Source organism: Cellulomonas sp. P2_B4, assembly GCF_056404795.1.
In genome coordinates, this window is the sequence record NZ_JBFUDI010000001.1 from 108071 (window position 1) to 124517 (window position 16447).

A 16447-nucleotide genomic window follows, 5' to 3' on the forward strand; every position below is an offset into this window, starting at 1 on the left:
TGTCGCTCGACGTCGGCGGCTCGTTTCCGAGCCCAGGCGGGCACATCTCTCGGAGTCTAGGCGGAAGGCATGGAGCACAAGTGAGCGAAAACTCGCAGGGCCCGGAGCCCGGGCGGCCGTTCGGACGCGACTACCACGCGGGTCCGGCGGGGGCCGACGTCGCCCCGACCGTCCGCAGGCGCGTGCAGCGGCAGGTCGACGACCTCGCGCAGCGCAGCAGCGACGCCGGTCTGCGCCGACGTCTGAACAGCGCGCTGGCCGACCGCTGGTCGCTGCGCCGGGACACGCGGCTCGCGGTCCTGACGAACGACCGCGGCACCGAGTCCATGGTCGTGGCCGGCGAGCTCCTGCTCACCACGACCTCCTGGGCGGTGCCCAACGTCCAGGCGTACGTCGCTCGTCGCGGTCTGGCCCAGGCCGACCTCGGCTGCGTCGACCTCGAGAGCCGCCTGGTCCGCGTCGTCACCACCGGGCCGACGACGACCCAGCACCTCGAGGACACCGTCGCGGAGCTGCGGGAGCGCGGCGCGGAGGCGTCGCTCACGCACATCACGCCGCTGGCTCCGGTGGTGAAGCCGCAGAGCGGGGTCTCGGTCCCGACCATCGGCACCTTCGACGAGTACACGCCGTACTCCACGGGCGACAACAGCTCGGGCGCACGCGTGGCGATCGTCGACACGGGGATCGATGGGACGCTGCGGACGGACGGCTGGCTCACCGGCATCCCGCGGATCACCGCCGACGACCCGGCGACCGACGGCGACGACGTCAACGTCGACCCGCTCGACGTCGACCCCGGTGACGGCTACCTGGACTTCTCTGCCGGCCACGGCACGTTCGTCAGCGGGATCATCGCGCAGGTCGCGACGAACGCCGACATCACCGTCTACCGGGCGCTCGGCTCCGGCGGCACCGGCAGCGAGCTCGAGGTCGCGTGCGCACTGATCCGGGCGGTCCGGGACGGCGCCCAGATCGTCAACCTGTCGCTCGGGACGCAGACGCAGTACGACCAGCCGTCCCTCGCCCTGCGCGCCGCGCTCGAGGTCGTCCACGAGATCGAGGTCGACCGGGGCGAGGAGGTCCTGGTGGTCGCCGCGGCGGGGAACTTCGGGGACACCGCCCCCGTCTGGCCCGCGGCGTTCAAGCGCGTCATCTCCGTCGGCGCGCTCACCGCGGACCTGCGGCCCAGCGCCTTCTCCAGCCGCGGCTGGTGGGTGGACTGCTCCACGGTCGGGGAGGGCATCCTGTCGACCTTCGTCTCCGGCGAGCAGTCGCCCGACTTCACGTCGGACCCGGAGTCCTTCCCCGTCGACGCCTTCGCCCGGTGGAGCGGGACCTCGTTCGCGGCACCGCAGGTGGTGGGGGCCATCGCGCGCCTCATGCACGAGCGCGGGCTCGGCCCGCGAGACGCCTACGTCCAGCTGCTGGCCACCGGCAGGCCCCTGCCGGACTTCGGCCAGACCTTCAGCATCCTTCCGGGCGTGTAGAGATGCTGGGCACAGTGTGGCGGGCGCGCCATGATGGCATCCACGTCGACAGACGAAAGGATGGACGCGTGGACAACGACGACCCGTACCGAGCGTGGGACTCGCCGGCGCTGGTCGCGGGTGCGCTCGACGGTGACCAGGGTGCCTGGACCGAGATCGTCCGCCGGCACGCACCCGCCGTCATCGCACGCGTGCGGCAGTTCCGACTCACCCCGCACCAGGCCGAGGACGTGGCGCAGACCGTCTGGCTCAACCTCCTCGAGAACCTCGACAAGCTCCGCGACCCGCACGCCCTTCCGGGCTGGATCGCGACGACGGCGCGGCACGAGTGCATCCGCGTCACCAACCTCAACCGTCGCACGGTGCCGGTCGACCCCCAGGGCGGCCGGCTCGACGGGGCCGCGGAGTCCGACCTGGACCAGCGGATCCTGCTGGTGGAGCGCGAACGGGCGCTGCGGGAGGGGCTCGCCGAGCTCCCGACGCACCAGCGAGAGGTGCTGCTCATGCTGGCGGTGGACCCACCGCTGAGCTATGCCGAGATCGCCGAGAAGCTCGGCGTACCCATCGGCTCGATCGGCCCCACCCGGGGTCGAGGCCTCGCGCGGCTCCGTGAGACGGCCGCGATCAAGAACTATGTGGCGGCCTGGACGGCCTCCGCAGCTGGAGAAGGAGGCCGCGATGTCCTGGCACTCGGATGACCGCGCCCACACACCTTGGGCGAACGACGACGCACTGGGGTCCGACCTGGTGACCGCCGTCGCGGAGGCAGACCTCTACGACCGGGTCCTGGCGAGCGCCGACCTGGCGTTCCGCGCGCACCGCGGGATGGTCGACGCCCGCGCCGGCCTGGAGATGGATCTGCTGCTGCTCGAGCTCGTCTACGACTCGGGTGCGCTCGACGCGACCGCCGGCGTGCGCGACCGCTCTGGCGGCACGTCCCGCACCCTCGTCTTCGAGGGCGACGCCCTCAGCGTCGAGGTCGAGGTCGAGACCGCCTCGATCGAGGGGCAGCTCATCCCGCCCCGGCCCGGCCACGTGACGCTGCGGACGCCGTCCGGCGACGTCGCGTCGGTTGACACCGACGACGTCGGGTACTTCCGGTTCGACCTGCGCCCCGACGGGCCCCTGCGGCTGGAGTGCAGCAACGGAGAGGGCACCTGCGTGACGCAGTGGCTCCCGTACTGATCACTCGGAACTGAGTCGTCGAACGACGAAGGCCCGGTCCCCACGGGGACCGGGCCTTCGTCGTTCGTCCAGACCCAGATCAGGCCGCGTCGTCCTCGGAGGTGAGGTTCCGCGTCTTGTTCTGGTCGACCAGGATGCCGGGGCCGTTCGTGGTCGAGAACGTCGCCTTGGCGATGTAGCGACCCTTCGAGGCGGACGGCTTCAGGCGCAGGATCTCGTCGAGCGCTGCGGCGTAGTTCTCCACCAGCTGCACGTCGCTGAACGACGTCTTGCCGATGATGAAGTGCAGGTTCGCGTGACGGTCCACGCGGAACTCGATCTTGCCGCCCTTGATGTCGGACACGGCCTTGGCCACGTCCATCGTCACGGTGCCGGTCTTCGGGTTCGGCATGAGACCACGCGGGCCCAGGACCTTGCCCAGTCGACCGACCTTGCCCATGAGGTCCGGCGTCGCGACGGCGGAGTCGAAGTCGGTGTAACCGGCCGCGACCTTGTCGATCAGCTCGTCGCCACCGACCTCGTCGGCGCCGGCGGCGCGGGCCTGCTCGGCACGCTCACCCGTCGCGAAGACGATGACGCGGGCGGTCTTGCCGGTGCCGTGGGGCAGGTTGACCGTGCCACGGACCATCTGGTCCGCCTTGCGCGGGTCCACACCGAGGCGGAAGGCGACCTCGACGGTCGCGTCGTACTTGGTGGTCGACGTCGCCTGCGCGAGCCGGACAGCCTCGAGGGGGGCGTAGAGCGTCCCCTCCTCGATCTTCTCGGCGGCGTTGCGGTACGCCTTGCTGTGCTTGGCCATCTGCTTGGTTCTCCTTGGTAGCAGTCGTGGTCTGTCGGGCCGCACATGGCCCTGCCACTGGGGGTGTTACGGGGAAATCAGCCCTGGACCGTGATGCCCATCGACCGGGCGGTGCCGGCGATGATCTTCTCGGCCGCGGCCAGGTCGTTCGCGTTGAGGTCCTCGAGCTTCGTCGTCGCGATCTCGGTGATCTGCGCCTTGGTCAGCGAGGCGACCTTGACGGTGTGGGGCGTGGGCGAACCCTTGGCCACACCGGCGGCCTTCTTGATGAGCTCGGCGGCCGGCGGCGTCTTCGTGATGAAGGTGAACGAGCGGTCCTCGTACACCGTGATCTCCACGGGGATGACGTTGCCGCGCTGCGACTCGGTCGCCGCGTTGTACGCCTTGCAGAACTCCATGATGTTGACGCCGTGCTGACCGAGCGCCGGACCGATCGGCGGCGCGGGGGTGGCCGCGCCGGCCTTGATCTGGAGCTTGATCAGGCCGGTGACCTTCTTCTTCGGGGGCATGCTGAACTTCCGTTCTGTGTTGTGGGCCGACGCCGTGGGCGATGACCCGGTTGCAGGCTCGAACAGGTCAGATCTTGGCGACCTGGCTGAACGAGAGCTCGACCGGGGTCTCMCGGCCGAAGATGGAGACGAGCACCTTGAGCTTCTGGTTCTCGGCGCTGATCTCCGAGATCGTCGCCGGCAAGGTGTCGAAGGGGCCGTCGGTCACGGTGACCGACTCCCCGATGGTGAAGTCGACCTTGATCGCCGCGGCGGCCTTGGCGGCGCTCGCGGCGGTGGTCGGGGTCTTGGGCTCGAGCGACGGCGCGAGCATCGAGAAGACCTCGTCGAGCGTCAGCGGCACGGGCTGGTGCGTGTGGCCGACGAACCCGGTGACGCCCGGGGTGTGCCGGACGGCGCCCCACGACTCGTCGGTCAGGTCCATGCGCACCAGGACGTAGCCGGGGATCCGCACGCGCTTGACGACCTTGCGCTGCGCGTTCTTGATCTCCACGACCTCTTCCATGGGGACCTCCACCTGGTAGATGAAGTCCTCCATGTTCAGGCTCTGGCGACGGTTCTCCAGGTTGGCCTTCACGCGGTTCTCGTAGCCGGCGTAGGAGTGGATGACGTACCAGTCACCCAGCTGGCTGCGGAGCTGGGACTTGAACGTGGCGACGGGGTCCTCGTCGACGTCGGGCTCGGCCTCGTCCTCGTCGACCTCGAGCTCAGCGTCAGCCTCGACCTCGCCGTCGGCGTCGCTCTCGGTGGCGTCGACGAGATCGACACCCTCGGTGTCCCCGGCGGACGCCTCGACGGCCTCGACCGACGCGATGGCGTCGTCGAGCTCGATCTCGGCGCCCGTGGGCTCCTGCGACTCCTGCGACACGTGCAACCTGCCTTCTCTAGCGAGTGCGCCCCGGCGTGCCGGAGCGGTGAGCGCCCCACCGGAGCGGGGCGACTGAGGGACGAGCGGGCGTCAGCCGCCGAAGACCCAGAACGTGAGCTTGCCGACCGCCAGGTCCACCACGGTCACGAACGCCATGATCACCGCGACGAACACGAGCACGACGCTGGTGTAGGTGATCAGATCCGATCGCGTCGGCCGGACGACCTTCTTGAGCTCGCCCTTGACCTGACGGAAGAACAGAGCGATCCGGGCGAACAGTCCGGGACGCTCCTTGCCCTTCGCGGGCTTCGCCGGGCGCGCCGCCGAACCCTCGGCGTCGGACGCCGCAGCCGGTGCTGTTTCGCTCACGTCTGGCCCCTACGTCTCGTGGTGGTCGGGCTCCGTACGGAACCCGACGATCGGACGGGCCGACGCGTCGCGCCGGACCGACCGGCGGTCCTGCTCACCGCCCTGCCCCGGGAGGGGCCGAGCAGATGCGCAGGGTAGACAGGACTCGAACCTGCAACCTGCGGTTTTGGAGACCGCTGCGCTACCAATTGCGCCACTACCCTTCGGCGGCCTCGGCCTCCACGACGGTCCGTGCGCCCGAGGGCGCGCACCGACGGACACCACCCGCAGGGGGGTCCGTGCAGGCTCCCGGTGCACTGCTGCGCTGCAGTCGTTCTAGGCAGGCACAGCTCGCCGGGGCACGGCTCATCATGGCGGATGTCAACCGCCGGGGGTCCACTGTACGCGACGCGAGGGGCTGGGTCGAACTGCCCGATCCGTGAAATGTGTGGGCGCTCCCCCACGTGACCTCTGCCACTATGGGGGCCGTGAGCGAGCAGACGTCCTCCCCCCGTCCCCGCGTGTCCGCCCGACTGGCTGCGATCGCCGAGTCGGCGACGCTCGCGGTCGACGCCAAGGCCAAGGCCCTCAAGGCCGCCGGACGTCCGGTCATCGGCTTCGGCGCCGGTGAGCCCGACTTCCCGACGCCCGGGTACATCGTCGACGCGGCCATCGCGGCCGCGAAGGACCCGGTCAACCACCGCTACACGCCGGCCGCCGGGCTGCCCGCGATGCGCGAGGCGGTGGCGGCCAAGACGCTGCGCGACTCCGGCTACGAGGTCAAGCCGTCGCAGGTGCTCGTCACCAACGGCGGCAAGCAGGCCGTCTACCAGGCGTTCGCGGCGATCGTGGACCCGGGCGACGAGGTGCTGCTGCCCGCGCCGTACTGGACCACGTACCCCGAGGCCATCCGCCTCGCGGGCGGGGTGCCCGTCGAGGTCTTCGCCGGCGCCGACCAGGGCTACCTCGTCACGGTCGAGCAGCTCGAGGCCGCTCGCACCCCCAAGACCAAGGCGCTCCTGTTCTGCTCGCCCTCCAACCCCACCGGCGCGGTCTACTCCCCCGAGCAGACGGCGGCCATCGGACAGTGGGCGCTCGAGCACGGGATCTGGGTCATCACCGACGAGATCTACGAGCACCTGACGTACGACCACGCCGTGTTCACGCCCATCGTGCGCGTGGTGCCGGAGCTCGCCGACACGACGATCGTGCTGAACGGCGTCGCGAAGACCTACGCCATGACCGGCTGGCGCGTGGGCTGGATGATCGGCCCCGCCGACGTCATCACGGCCGCGACCAACCTGCAGTCGCACCTGACGTCCAACGTGGCCAACGTGTCGCAGCGCGCCGCGATCGCCGCGCTCACCGACGACCTGGCCGCCGTCGAGGAGATGCGGTACGCGTTCGACCGTCGTCGGCGCCTGATCGTGGAGATGCTCAGCGTCATCGACGGCTTCGAGGTCCCGGTCCCCCAGGGCGCGTTCTACGTGTACCCGTCGGTGCAGGGCGTGCTCGGCCGCACCATCCGCGGCGTCACGCCGACCACGTCGGCCGAGCTGGCCACCCTCATCCTCGAGGAGGCCGAGGTCGCGGTCGTCCCCGGCGAGGCCTTCGGGCCCAGCGGCTACCTGCGCCTGTCGTACGCCCTCGGCGACGACGACCTCGTCGAAGGCATCAGCCGCATCCAGGCGCTGCTCGCGTAGGGCCGGCCGGTCGCCGTGGACGCGCGCGGCCTGGACGCTCCGGCCGACGGGTGGATGTGGACCCAGCCGACGAACCACGGCTGACACACTGACCCCGTGCGAGACCTTGCCACCCTCCCCAAGGCCCACCTGCACCTCCACTTCACCGGGTCGATGCGGGTCTCGACGCTGGCTTCGCTGGCGCAGCAGCACGGCCTGCACCTGCCGGACGCGCTGCTCGACGACGACCCGCTGCGCGTGCCGGCCGACGAGCGCGGCTGGTTCCGGTTCCAGCGGCTCTACGACGCCGCACGGGCCTGCGTCCGGTCCGAGGCGGACATGCGTCGGATCGTCGACGAGGCCGCGGCCGACGACGCCTCGGAGGGCTCTGGCCGGCTCGAGATCCAGGTGGACCCGACCTCGTACGCACCGTTCGTCGGCGGCATCACGCCGGCGCTGGAGATCGTGATCGACGCCGCCCGCTCGGCATCGCTCGCCCACGGCATCGACATCGGGGTCATCGTCGCGGCATCCCGGATGCGGCACCCGCTCGACGCCCGGATCCTCGCGCGCCTCGCCGCGCACCACGCCGGCGACGGTCCCGGGCAGGTGGTCGGGTTCGGCCTGTCCAACGACGAGCGCCGCGGCGAGACCGCCGAGTTCGCGCACGCCTTCGGCATCGCCCGCGACGCCGGCCTGGCGTCCGTGCCGCACGGCGGCGAGCTGCTCGGGCCCGCGCACGTCGAGGCCGTCGTCGACCATCTGCTCCCCGACCGGCTCGGGCACGGCGTGCGGTCCGGCGAGGACCCCCGGGTGCTCGACCGGGTGGTGTCGTCCGGGATCGCGCTCGAGCTGTGCCCCGCGTCCAACGTCTCGCTCGGCGTCTACCCGACCGCCGCCGACGTGCCGCTGCGCGCGCTCGTCGAAGCCGGGGCGACGGTCGCTCTGGGCGCGGACGACCCCTTGCTGTTCCGGTCGCGTCTCGTCGACCAGTACGAGCTCGCACGGTCGGTGCACGGCTTCTCCGACGACGAGCTCGCCTCGCTGGCGCGTGCGTCGATCAACGCCAGCCGCGCGTCCTCGGCGGTCAAGGCCCGTCTGCTCGCCGGCGTCGACGGGTGGCTGGCCTCCTGAAGCGTGCGCGTGACCGCGAGGATGAGACTGTCCATCCACAGACCCAGGGGAGCCATCGATGACCACGCAGCTGGAGGTCGACGTCCGCTCAGAGGTGCCCGCGTTCGAGCAGATCCGGGAGCAGGTCGTCGCACACGTGGCCGCCGGGCGGATGGTGGCCGGGGACCGGTTGCCGACGATCCGCGCGCTGGCCACCGACCTCGGCCTCGCACCCGGCACCGTGGCCCGCGCGTTCCGCGAGCTGGAGGCCGAGGGGATCGTGGAGACACGTCGTCGTGCCGGGACCGTGATCGCGGCGGGGGCGTCGGTGCCCGCGGACGTCGCCCGGCGGGCGGCCGAGGTCTATGTCGCGGCGGTCCGCGCGGCCGGGCTCGCCGACGACGAGGCGCTCGACGTGGTGCGCGGTGCGCTGCTGGGCGAGGCGGCGTCCGAGCGGGTCTGAACGCGAGGGCGCTCGTCGAGATCGGCCTCTCGGCGCGAGATCGGCGGTGCGACCTGACGATCTCGCGGCGACAGGTCGATCTCGTGCCGCGTCAGGTGCCCGGCGGTGAGGCTAGAGGCTGACGCCGACCAGGACCGGCTCCGGCTCGAGGGTGAGGCCGAAGGTGGAGACCACGCCCGCGCGCACCTTGCGCGCGACCGCCAGCAGGTCCTCGGCCGTCGCGCTCCCCCGGTTCGTCAGGGCGAGCGTGTGCTTGGTCGAGACGGTCGCCGGGCCGGGGGCTCCGAAGCCGCGGGAGAAGCCCGCCTTCTCGATGAGCCAGGCGGCGCTCGTCTTGACCAGGCCGTCGCCGCCCGGGAAACGGGGAGCGTCGGACGGCAGGTCGTCGGCCTGCGACGGCGTGAGCAGCGGGTTGGTGAAGAACGAGCCTGCGCTCCAGGTGTCGTGGTCGGCGGGGTCCAGGACCATGCCCTTGCCGGCGCGCAGTCCCAGGACCGCCTCCCGGACCTCCGCGAGCGGCGCGCGCTGGCCCACCTCGATGCCCAGCGTCCGCGCGAGCTCGGGGTAGACGACCGGGCGGGACAGGTCGCCGGGGCGCAGCTGGAACGTCACGTCGAGCACCACGTACCGCGGGGTCGGCGACCAGGGCGCCTGCGGGTCGTCGGCCGAGGGTCCGTGCATCGACCGCTTGAGCAGGGAGGTGCGGTAGCCGAACGCGAGCGTCACCAGCGGGAGCGTCCGGACGCGAGCGCGGCCACGGTCCCAGACGCGGACGAGCGAGATGCTCTGGGACACCTCCTGGCCGTACGCGCCGACGTTCTGCACGGGCGTCGCACCGGTCGAGCCGGGGATGCCCGACAGCGCCTCGAGGCCGGTGAGCTCCTGCTCGACCGCGTACCGCACGACCTTGTCCCACGGGGTGCCGGCCGGGACGGTGAGCGTGGCGCCGGCGCACGCGGAGGCGTCGGGCACGTCGATGCCGGACCGGACGTCCCGCACGACGACCCCGTCGAAGCCCGCGTCCGCGACGAGCAGGTTGGATCCTCCGCCGACGACGAGCAGCGGCTCACCGTCCGCGTCCGCGGCGCGGACCGCGTCGAGCAGCTCGGCCTCGGTGGTCGTCTCGACGTACCGGGTCGCGGGCCCGCCGACGCGCAGGGTCGTGAGGTCCGCGAGCGTGGTCCCGCCGGCACGGACGGACGGCCACACGATCGTCGGGGGGACGCTCGCGGGGGAACAGTCGTCGGTGCTCAGCTCGATCTGCACACGTCCAGGTTAGTCCTGAGCCGCGACCTTCAAGGGCGCGGCGGCGCTCACGACGCACAGGCCGAGCACGATCGGCACGATCACGACGAGCAGCGCGTGCCGGTAGCCGACGTGCTGGGCGAGCAGCCCGATGAGCGGCGGGCCGGCGAGGAACGCGCTGTAGCCGATGGTCGCGACGACGCTGACCCGGGCCGGCGCGCGCTTGGGGTCGTCCGCCGCGGCGCTGAGGCCGACCGGGAACCCGAAGGCCGCACCGGCACCCCAGGCCACGACGCCGACGAGCGCGAGCCACAGCGGCCCGGCGAGCGCGAACACGACCAGGCCCACCAGGGACAGCAGGGCGCACAGCCGCAGGACGACGACGCGACCGCGCCGGTCGAGCAGCGCTCCCCCGAACCAGCGCATGGTCGTCATGGCCGCGACGAACACGCCGAACGCCAGCGCGCCGAGCGCCTCGGCGGTGCTGAAGCCGTCGACGACCGCGAGGCTGACCCAGTCGTTCGCCGAGCCCTCGGTGAGCCCGGCGGCCAGCACGATCAGCCCGATCAGCAGCGTGCGCGGCTCGAGCCATGCGGCGAGCGCCCCGCGCGCACCCTTCTCCGGTGCGTCCTCGTGCGCGACCGCGGCCTCGTCGGCCGGGGCCAGGAACCTGCGCACCGCGAAGCCGACGACGACCACGGACGCGATCACGGCGATCGGGACGTGCACGACCACGGGCACGTGCAGGGCGGCGAGGACCGCCGCGAGACCGGCCGCGGCGACCGTGCCGAACGAGAACCCCGCGTGGTACCGCGGCATGATCGTGCGCCCGAGGTGCTGCTCGACGGCAGCGCCCTCGAGGTTCATCGCGGCGTCCCAGACGCCGGTGCCGATGCCGAACAGGACGAGGCCGAACCCGACGACGAGCACCTGGCCGAGCGCCACCCCGACGGACGCGATGACGAGGCCGGTCGCGTTGAGCACCGCGAACGCGAACACGGTCCGGCGGGCACCGAGTCGTTCGACAACCATGCCCGACAGCGGCAGCGACACCAGCGACCCGACCGCGCCGACGAGCAGGAGGGCACCCATCTGCGCGGGCGAGAAGTCGAGGCCGTCGCGGATGGCGGGCAGGCGCGCCGCCCACGTCGCGAAGTTGAAGCCGTTGAGGAAGAAGACGACGAAGACCGCCACCGAGGCGCGCTCGACGAGGCGCGCGTGCGAGACCGTCACGGGTCGATCGTCCTGCACAGGTCCACTCACGGCACACGCACCAGGCGACGGCGACGTGTGCGCTGCGTCGGGACGACGTGGCGCGACGCCGCGACCGGGTCGGGGTCGGCGTCCGCGAGCATGGCGACCGGGAGCTGCTCGGGCTCGGTCGGCTCGCCCGGTGTCTCGGGAGCCACCCGAGCCGCCAGCACGACGCTGGCCACCATCGCGACCGTGATGAGCACGAGCGCGTGCCGGGCGCCCGTGGCGGCGGCCGCGATGCCCAGCAGCGGCGGCGCGGCGATCGAGGCGACGGACGCGAACGACGACACGACGGCGACGCGGCCGGCGGCGCGCATCGGGTCGTCCGACGCCGCCGCGATGCCGATGGGCACCGCGAGCGCTGCGCCGAAGCCCCACAGGACCACGCCGACCCCGGCGAGCACCAGCGTGGGCGCGAAGCCGAAGAGCAGCAGCCCGACGATGGCGACCGAGCCGGAGGTGCGCAGGACGACGACGCGACCGAACCGGTCGATCAGGCGCGTGCCGAGCAGGCGGACCAGCGTCATCGCGCCGACGAACACGCCGAGCATCGCGGCGCCGACGGCCTCAGGCTTCTCGAACCCGTCGACGACCGCGAGCGAGAGCCAGTCGTTCGCCGACCCCTCGGACAGGGCGGCAGCCATGACGACGACGCCGATCAGGAGCGTGCGCCGCTCCCGCCACGAGTCGAGCGACGAGGCGATCTTGCGACGACGCCCGGCGGCCACGGCCGACGCAACGGGACCGTCGGTCACAGGGACGGTCCCGTTGCGCGGACGGTCGCCGGGGGCGGCGTCGAGGACGACGCCCCGAAGCGAACCGAGCCGCCACGCGACCGCCACGGCCGCGATGACGGAGAACTGCAGCGCCACGGAGATGTCGTAGTGCGAGGCGAGCGCACCGATCGCGGATCCCGCGACGGCACCGATGGAGAACGCCGCGTGGAACTGCGGGATGACGGTGCGCCCCATCGCCCGCTCGATCCGGGCCGACTCGACGTTCAGCGGGACGTTGCCGAGCGCGATGGCCACGCCGTTGAGGAAGATGCCGACGCCGAGCAGCGGGACGGACCCGACCGTCGGGCCGACGCCCATGAGGACGTACCCGACCGCGAGCACCGCCGTCGACAGGAGCAGCGAGGTGCGGCTGCCGAACCGCTGCACGATCATCCCGGCGAACGTCACGGTCAGCAGCGCGCCCAGCGAGCCGATCAGGAGCATCAGCCCCAGCTCGCTGGTCGAGAGGTCCAGCAGGTCGCGGACGGTCGGGATCCGCGCGAGCCAGCTGGAGAAGATGATGCCGGTCAGACCGAACAGGCCCATGAGGAGCCAGCGGGCTCGACTCACGGCAGGGGGCAGCCCGGGGCGGGCGGGGTGACTCACGAAAGGCTCCGAGACGGTGGTGGGCGGTCTGTCCTGGTTCGACATCGAATCGATTCGACCTCGCGACGAACGGGCGGTCGAATCGATTTGAGGGACGCCGACATTCTGCGGGTACGCTTGCCGCTGCGTCAAACAGATTCGCGCTCTGCATGCCGGAAGACCTGCTGCAACGTCGCACCCCGGAGGTCCCGCCCTGTCCCCGTCCCGCCCCACGCTGGCCGACGTCGCTGCCGCGGCGGGGGTCTCGGTGTCGACGGCCTCGCTCGCGTTCTCCGGTGCCGGACCGATCGCGCCGACCACCCGGCAGAAGGTCCTGGACGCGGCCGTCCGGCTGGACTACTCCGGCCCGAACCCCCTGGGACAGCAGCTCCGTCGCGGCCGGTCGGGCATCGTCGGGGTCGTCGTCGGCGACTCCCTGGGCCGCTCGTTCCGCGACCCCGTCTCCATCCAGGTGCTCGACGGCCTGGTCAGCACGCTCGGCCCGCTCGACCTCGGCGTCCTGCTCATCCCCGGCTCGAGCGAGCCCACGGGCCCCGCGGTCGACCCGCTGATCGAGACCGCCGCCATGGACGTCGCGGTGCTCATGTGGGGCGGCACCACGGACGACCCCATGCTGAGCGCGCTGCGCCGGCGCGGGATCCCCGCGGTCATCGTCGAGGGCAAGAAGTCCGACGACGTGGCGTCCGTGGGCATCGACGACCGCGGCGGGATCCGGCAGGTGACCGAGCACCTCGTGGCCCTCGGCCACACCCGGATCGCCACCGTCACGCTGCCGTTCAACCGGCTGCGCAACGAGGGGCTCGTCGACGAGGACCGCATGGCCCACCTCGAGTGGGAGATCACGATCCGGCGGATGGCGGGCGTCACCGACGCGGGCGTCACCCCGGTCGCGATCTACGAGACCCCGGCGTCGCTGGTCGAGCACGGGCGTTCGGCGGGACTGGCGCTGCTCGCGGGCCCGGACCGGCCGACCGCGGTCGCCTGCCAGTCCGACCTGCTCGCGTCGGGCGTCGTGCTCGCCGCGCGCGAGCTGGGGCTGCGCGTCCCCGAGGATGTCTCCGTCAGCGGCTTCGACGGGCTCGACCTGCCCTGGCTGGGGCCCGACGTGCTGACGACCGTCAGCCAGCCGCTCGCCGAGAAGGGTGCGGCGATCGGGCACGCGGTGGAGGACCTGCTGGCCGGCGAGCCGGCCTCGTCGCGCGAGCTGCCCGTGCGGCTGCGGATCGGCACCACGAGCGGACCGGCCCCCGCGTAGTCACCAGCGTCGGCGGACCGTGGCCTTCGGGCCGGTCACCAGGCTCGCCGCGGGGACGTCCTCGGCCACGACGGCCCCGGCGGCGACCACCGCGTCCCGCCCGATGCTGACACCGGGCAGGATCGTCGCGCCTGCGCCGATCCACACGTTCTCCGCGACGTCGATGGGCGCACCCGTCAGGTAGAGCCGACGCTCGGCGGGGTCGACGGGATGGCCGCTGGTGATGAACGTGACCTTGGGTCCGACCATCGTTCCCGCGCCGAGCCGGATCCCCGCGTAGTCCAGGAACGTGCAGCCCTGGTTGACGAACACCCGCTCGGCGAGGTCCAGGTGCAGCCCGTGGTCGGTGTAGAAGGGCGGGTAGATCGTCACGCGGTCCGGCAGCGGCCGACCGAGGATCTGCTCCAGCAGCGCGGCCTTGCCCTGCTCGTCGTCAAACGGCAGGACGTTGAGCCGCGACGTGAGCTCGGTGACCTGCAGGACCCTCGCGGCCATGGCCGCGAACTCGGGGCCGTGGATGAGCATGAGGCGGTCGGCGGGCACCCCTAGAGCTTCACGACCGCCTGGGCCTTGCCCAGGACCCGGGCACCCTCGACGCTCACGGTCAGGTCGATGCGGGCCGTCCCTGCCTCGGGGTCCAGCGCTCCGACGACGGCGACGACCTCGATGGTCGCGGCTCCGGGGTCGGGGACCGGGACGGGGCGCGTGAAGCGCACCTGGTAGTCGACGACCTTGCCGGGGTCGCCGGCCCAGTCGGCGACGACGCTCGCCGCGGCGCCCATGGTCCACATGCCGTGCGCGATGACGTCGGGCAGGCCGACGGACGTGGCGACACGCGCGTTCCAGTGGATCGGGTTGAAGTCGCCGCTCGCGCCCGCGTAGCGGACCAGACGTGCGCGGTCGACGGTGACCTCGCGACGTGCGACCTCGGTGCCCACGACCAGCTCGCCGGTGTCGGTCATGACTCCTCCGGGCGGACGGCCAGGGTGGAGACGACGGTCGCGACGGCCGAACCGCCCTCGTCGGCGATCTCCGCACGTGTCGTGATCATGGCCAGCCCGGCGCGCACGGTGATGGCGTCGACGTGCAGCACCGTGACCAGCCGGTCACCCGCGTGGATGGGCCGGTGGTGGGTGAACCGCTCGTCGGCGTGCACGACGCGGCTGAAGTCGATGCCCGCGGCGGGGTCCTCGAACAGCTGCGCCTCGGCACGCTGGGCGACCACGACGGCGAACGTCGGGGGCGCGATCACGTCGGGGTAGCCCAGCGCGCGCGCCGCCGACGGATCCGTGTGGGCGGGGTGGGAGGAGCCGACGGCGTCGGCGAACTCCCGGAGCTTCTCGCGGCCTACCTCGTAGACCGCGTTCGGCGGGTACTCGCGTCCCGCGTAGCTCGTGTCGACCTGCATCTCGGGTTCAGAGAACCGAGATCAGCGGGTCTCGCGGTGCAGGGTGTGACGGTTGTCGCGGGGGCAGAACTTCTTCATCTCGAGACGGTCGGGGTCGTTCCGACGGTTCTTCTTCGTGATGTAGTTCCGCTCCTTGCACTCAGTGCACGCGAGCGTGATCTTCGGACGGACGTCCGAGCTCTTGCTGGCCATGGTCTTGCCACCTCTCGCACCCGTACGGGTACCGCGATCTCGTCATTGCGCGCCGGCCGACGCGCTGTTGTGTCACTTGGCGGTAGCGGGAGCGGGACTCGAACCCGCGACACCACGATTATGAGCCGTGTGCTCTAACCACCTGAGCTACCCCGCCACTGTCGATCTGTCCGACGAACGGGCCGCACGCAGATCTCCTACGCAGCAGCACTTCCTTCGAACACACCACAGAGCCCCGAAAGGGAATCGAACCCTTGACCTTCTCCTTACCATGGAGACGCTCTGCCGACTGAGCTATCGGGGCAGCGCGAGCAAGGTTACACGGGCCCTGGGCTGGTCGCGAAATCGGATCCAGCCGCCGGCACGCGCCGGCTGGTGAGCCGGCCCTGCACGCAGCAGCCCGGACCGGTGAAGGTCCGGGCTGCGTCCGTGGCGGGTGAGGGATTCGAACCCCCGTAGGCGTTGCCAGCTGATTTACAGTCAGCCCCCTTTGGCCACTCGGGTAACCCGCCAGGGTCGTGCCCGCCGTCCGACGTCCGTCCAGCCTCGACTGGCCGGCCGCGCGAGCAGCGTGCGGGTGGAAGGATAGCAACACCCGGGCAGTGCTAGCGAAACGGTCAGGCGCGCCCGCGTCCAGCAGTCGAGTCAGCAGGAGGAGTGTCATGGCGAGCGAAGCGTCGTTCGACGTCGTCAGCAAGGTCGACCGCCAGGAGGTGGACAACGCGCTGAACCAGGCCTCGAAGGAGATCGCCCAGCGGTACGACTTCAAGGGCGTCGGCGCATCGATCGCGTGGAGCGGCGAGAAGATCCTGATGATCGCGAACTCGTCGGAACGCGTCCTCGCCGTCCTGGACGTCTTCGAGACGAAGCTCATCCGCCGCGGCATCTCCCTCAAGTCGCTGGACACCGGGGGCGACGACGGCCCCGAGCCCAAGCCGTCCGGCAAGGAGTACCGGCTCGAGGCCCTCATCAAGGAAGGCCTCTCCAGCGAGACCGCCAAGAAGGTGGCCAAGATCATCCGCGACGAGGGCCCCAAGGGCATCAAGACGCAGATCCAGGGCGACGAGCTGCGCGTGACCGGCAAGAGTCGCGACGACCTGCAGAGCGTCATCGCGCTGCTCAAGGGCGCCGACGTCGACGCCGACCTGCAGTTCACGAACTACCGCTGAGGCGCGCCGCCGCGTCAGGACTGCGGCTGCGGACGTCACCCGGCAGGCCTGGTTGAGCGTCGTCTGCGGCTGAGCCGGCGCGCGAGAA

The 16447-nt window shown here is 71.7% G+C and carries 19 protein-coding genes and 4 tRNA genes; 8 read left to right on the forward strand and 15 right to left on the reverse strand.

The genetic code is table 11. The features are described from left to right. Positions 1-80 precede the first annotated feature (80 nt). From AC1DZC_RS00555 to AC1DZC_RS00565, 3 genes are all read left to right on the forward strand, one after another. Positions 81-1487, forward strand: a complete 1407-nt coding sequence (locus AC1DZC_RS00555; protein ID WP_477040185.1) for a S8 family peptidase — start codon at positions 81-83, stop codon at positions 1485-1487. Positions 1488-1555: 68 nt separating this feature from the next. Beyond that, the gene (locus AC1DZC_RS00560; RefSeq protein WP_477040184.1) at positions 1556-2185 is read left to right on the forward strand and encodes an RNA polymerase sigma factor; all 630 of its coding nucleotides are present in this window, start codon (positions 1556-1558) and stop codon (positions 2183-2185) included. Next, positions 2166-2672, forward strand: coding sequence for a hypothetical protein (locus tag AC1DZC_RS00565; RefSeq protein WP_477040183.1), 507 nt, complete (start codon positions 2166-2168; stop codon positions 2670-2672). Before AC1DZC_RS00560 ends, AC1DZC_RS00565 begins: the two co-directional genes overlap by 20 nt. A 79-nt stretch (positions 2673-2751) precedes the next feature. Here the strand turns inward: AC1DZC_RS00565 and rplA are convergent, their stop codons facing one another. From rplA to AC1DZC_RS00590, 5 genes are all read right to left on the reverse strand, one after another. Then, positions 2752-3471 (reverse strand): 50S ribosomal protein L1, encoded by a 720-nt coding sequence (rplA, locus tag AC1DZC_RS00570; RefSeq protein ID WP_477040182.1) that lies wholly within the window; start codon positions 3469-3471, stop codon positions 2752-2754. A gap of 77 nt (positions 3472-3548) precedes the next feature. Continuing rightward, complete coding sequence (gene rplK, locus AC1DZC_RS00575) at positions 3549-3980, reverse strand: 50S ribosomal protein L11 (protein ID WP_477040181.1); 432 nt, start codon at positions 3978-3980, stop codon at positions 3549-3551. Positions 3981-4047: 67 nt separating this feature from the next. Then, positions 4048-4848 (reverse strand): transcription termination/antitermination protein NusG, encoded by an 801-nt coding sequence (gene nusG / locus AC1DZC_RS00580; protein ID WP_477041881.1) that lies wholly within the window; start codon positions 4846-4848, stop codon positions 4048-4050. Positions 4849-4938: 90 nt separating this feature from the next. Beyond that, a complete protein-coding gene (gene secE, locus AC1DZC_RS00585; protein WP_477040179.1) occupies positions 4939-5217 on the reverse strand; it encodes a preprotein translocase subunit SecE in 279 nt (92 codons plus the stop codon). A gap of 130 nt (positions 5218-5347) precedes the next feature. Beyond that, a tRNA-Trp gene (locus AC1DZC_RS00590) sits at positions 5348-5420 on the reverse strand. A 255-nt stretch (positions 5421-5675) separates the two neighbouring features. On the opposite strand from AC1DZC_RS00590, the gene AC1DZC_RS00595 reads away from it, so the two are divergent. The 3 genes from AC1DZC_RS00595 to AC1DZC_RS00605 all read left to right on the forward strand — a co-directional run bounded on the left by AC1DZC_RS00595 (position 5676) and on the right by AC1DZC_RS00605 (position 8454). Further along, entirely contained in the window at positions 5676-6899 is a 1224-nt protein-coding gene (locus tag AC1DZC_RS00595; RefSeq protein WP_477040282.1) for a pyridoxal phosphate-dependent aminotransferase, read from the forward strand. Between the two features lie 96 nt (positions 6900-6995). Further along, the gene (locus AC1DZC_RS00600; protein WP_477041882.1) at positions 6996-8012 is read left to right on the forward strand and encodes an adenosine deaminase; all 1017 of its coding nucleotides are present in this window, start codon (positions 6996-6998) and stop codon (positions 8010-8012) included. 58 nt (positions 8013-8070) lie between these two features. Further along, the gene (locus tag AC1DZC_RS00605) at positions 8071-8454 is read left to right on the forward strand and encodes a GntR family transcriptional regulator (RefSeq protein ID WP_477041883.1); all 384 of its coding nucleotides are present in this window, start codon (positions 8071-8073) and stop codon (positions 8452-8454) included. A gap of 111 nt (positions 8455-8565) precedes the next feature. Here AC1DZC_RS00605 and AC1DZC_RS00610 read toward each other — a convergent pair whose 3' ends face one another. From AC1DZC_RS00610 to AC1DZC_RS00620, 3 genes are all read right to left on the reverse strand, one after another. After that, positions 8566-9663 carry a UDP-N-acetylmuramate dehydrogenase gene (locus tag AC1DZC_RS00610; protein WP_477042123.1) on the reverse strand — a complete coding sequence of 366 codons (1098 nt, stop codon included), beginning with the start codon at positions 9661-9663 and terminating at the stop codon, positions 8566-8568. Positions 9664-9729: 66 nt separating this feature from the next. Further along, positions 9730-10932 carry an MFS transporter gene (locus AC1DZC_RS00615; RefSeq protein ID WP_477040176.1) on the reverse strand — a complete coding sequence of 401 codons (1203 nt, stop codon included), beginning with the start codon at positions 10930-10932 and terminating at the stop codon, positions 9730-9732. Between the two features lie 26 nt (positions 10933-10958). After that, a complete protein-coding gene (locus AC1DZC_RS00620) occupies positions 10959-12335 on the reverse strand; it encodes an MFS transporter (protein ID WP_477041884.1) in 1377 nt (458 codons plus the stop codon). Between the two features lie 193 nt (positions 12336-12528). Here AC1DZC_RS00620 and AC1DZC_RS00625 point away from each other — a divergent pair, with 193 nt between their 5' ends. Further along, positions 12529-13590, forward strand: coding sequence for a LacI family DNA-binding transcriptional regulator (locus AC1DZC_RS00625; RefSeq protein ID WP_477042124.1), 1062 nt, complete (start codon positions 12529-12531; stop codon positions 13588-13590). On the opposite strand, the gene AC1DZC_RS00630 is transcribed toward AC1DZC_RS00625, so the two are convergent. The 7 genes from AC1DZC_RS00630 to AC1DZC_RS00660 form a co-directional block, all read right to left on the reverse strand. Continuing rightward, positions 13591-14133 carry a DapH/DapD/GlmU-related protein gene (locus AC1DZC_RS00630; protein WP_477041885.1) on the reverse strand — a complete coding sequence of 181 codons (543 nt, stop codon included), beginning with the start codon at positions 14131-14133 and terminating at the stop codon, positions 13591-13593. A gap of 2 nt (positions 14134-14135) precedes the next feature. Then, the gene (locus AC1DZC_RS00635) at positions 14136-14552 is read right to left on the reverse strand and encodes a MaoC family dehydratase (RefSeq protein WP_477040173.1); all 417 of its coding nucleotides are present in this window, start codon (positions 14550-14552) and stop codon (positions 14136-14138) included. After that, a complete protein-coding gene (locus AC1DZC_RS00640) occupies positions 14549-14998 on the reverse strand; it encodes an FAS1-like dehydratase domain-containing protein (RefSeq protein WP_477041886.1) in 450 nt (149 codons plus the stop codon). Before AC1DZC_RS00640 ends, AC1DZC_RS00635 begins: the two co-directional genes overlap by 4 nt. A gap of 21 nt (positions 14999-15019) precedes the next feature. Further along, the gene (gene rpmG / locus AC1DZC_RS00645) at positions 15020-15190 is read right to left on the reverse strand and encodes a 50S ribosomal protein L33 (RefSeq protein WP_029290226.1); all 171 of its coding nucleotides are present in this window, start codon (positions 15188-15190) and stop codon (positions 15020-15022) included. 83 nt (positions 15191-15273) lie between these two features. Beyond that, a tRNA-Met gene (locus tag AC1DZC_RS00650) sits at positions 15274-15347 on the reverse strand. Between the two features lie 74 nt (positions 15348-15421). Beyond that, positions 15422-15494: transfer RNA gene (locus AC1DZC_RS00655), tRNA-Thr, on the reverse strand. 126 nt (positions 15495-15620) lie between these two features. Beyond that, positions 15621-15702, reverse strand: a tRNA-Tyr gene (locus tag AC1DZC_RS00660). A 150-nt stretch (positions 15703-15852) separates the two neighbouring features. Between AC1DZC_RS00660 and AC1DZC_RS00665 the strand changes: the two genes are divergently transcribed. Continuing rightward, complete coding sequence (locus AC1DZC_RS00665; RefSeq protein WP_477040171.1) at positions 15853-16359, forward strand: YajQ family cyclic di-GMP-binding protein; 507 nt, start codon at positions 15853-15855, stop codon at positions 16357-16359. Positions 16360-16447 lie beyond the last annotated feature (88 nt).

Coding starts and splice junctions, on each gene's coding strand:
- AC1DZC_RS00565 (WP_477040183.1), top strand. CDS start 2,166: ATGTCCTGGCACTCGGATGACCGCGCCCACACACCTTGGGCGAACGAC.
- rplA (WP_477040182.1), bottom strand. CDS start 3,471: ATGGCCAAGCACAGCAAGGCGTACCGCAACGCCGCCGAGAAGATCGAG.
- rplK (WP_477040181.1), bottom strand. CDS start 3,980: ATGCCCCCGAAGAAGAAGGTCACCGGCCTGATCAAGCTCCAGATCAAG.
- AC1DZC_RS00595 (WP_477040282.1), top strand. CDS start 5,676: ATGGGGGCCGTGAGCGAGCAGACGTCCTCCCCCCGTCCCCGCGTGTCC.
- AC1DZC_RS00605 (WP_477041883.1), top strand. CDS start 8,071: ATGACCACGCAGCTGGAGGTCGACGTCCGCTCAGAGGTGCCCGCGTTC.
- AC1DZC_RS00635 (WP_477040173.1), bottom strand. CDS start 14,552: ATGACCGACACCGGCGAGCTGGTCGTGGGCACCGAGGTCGCACGTCGC.
- AC1DZC_RS00640 (WP_477041886.1), bottom strand. CDS start 14,998: ATGCAGGTCGACACGAGCTACGCGGGACGCGAGTACCCGCCGAACGCG.
- rpmG (WP_029290226.1), bottom strand. CDS start 15,190: ATGGCCAGCAAGAGCTCGGACGTCCGTCCGAAGATCACGCTCGCGTGC.
- AC1DZC_RS00665 (WP_477040171.1), top strand. CDS start 15,853: ATGGCGAGCGAAGCGTCGTTCGACGTCGTCAGCAAGGTCGACCGCCAG.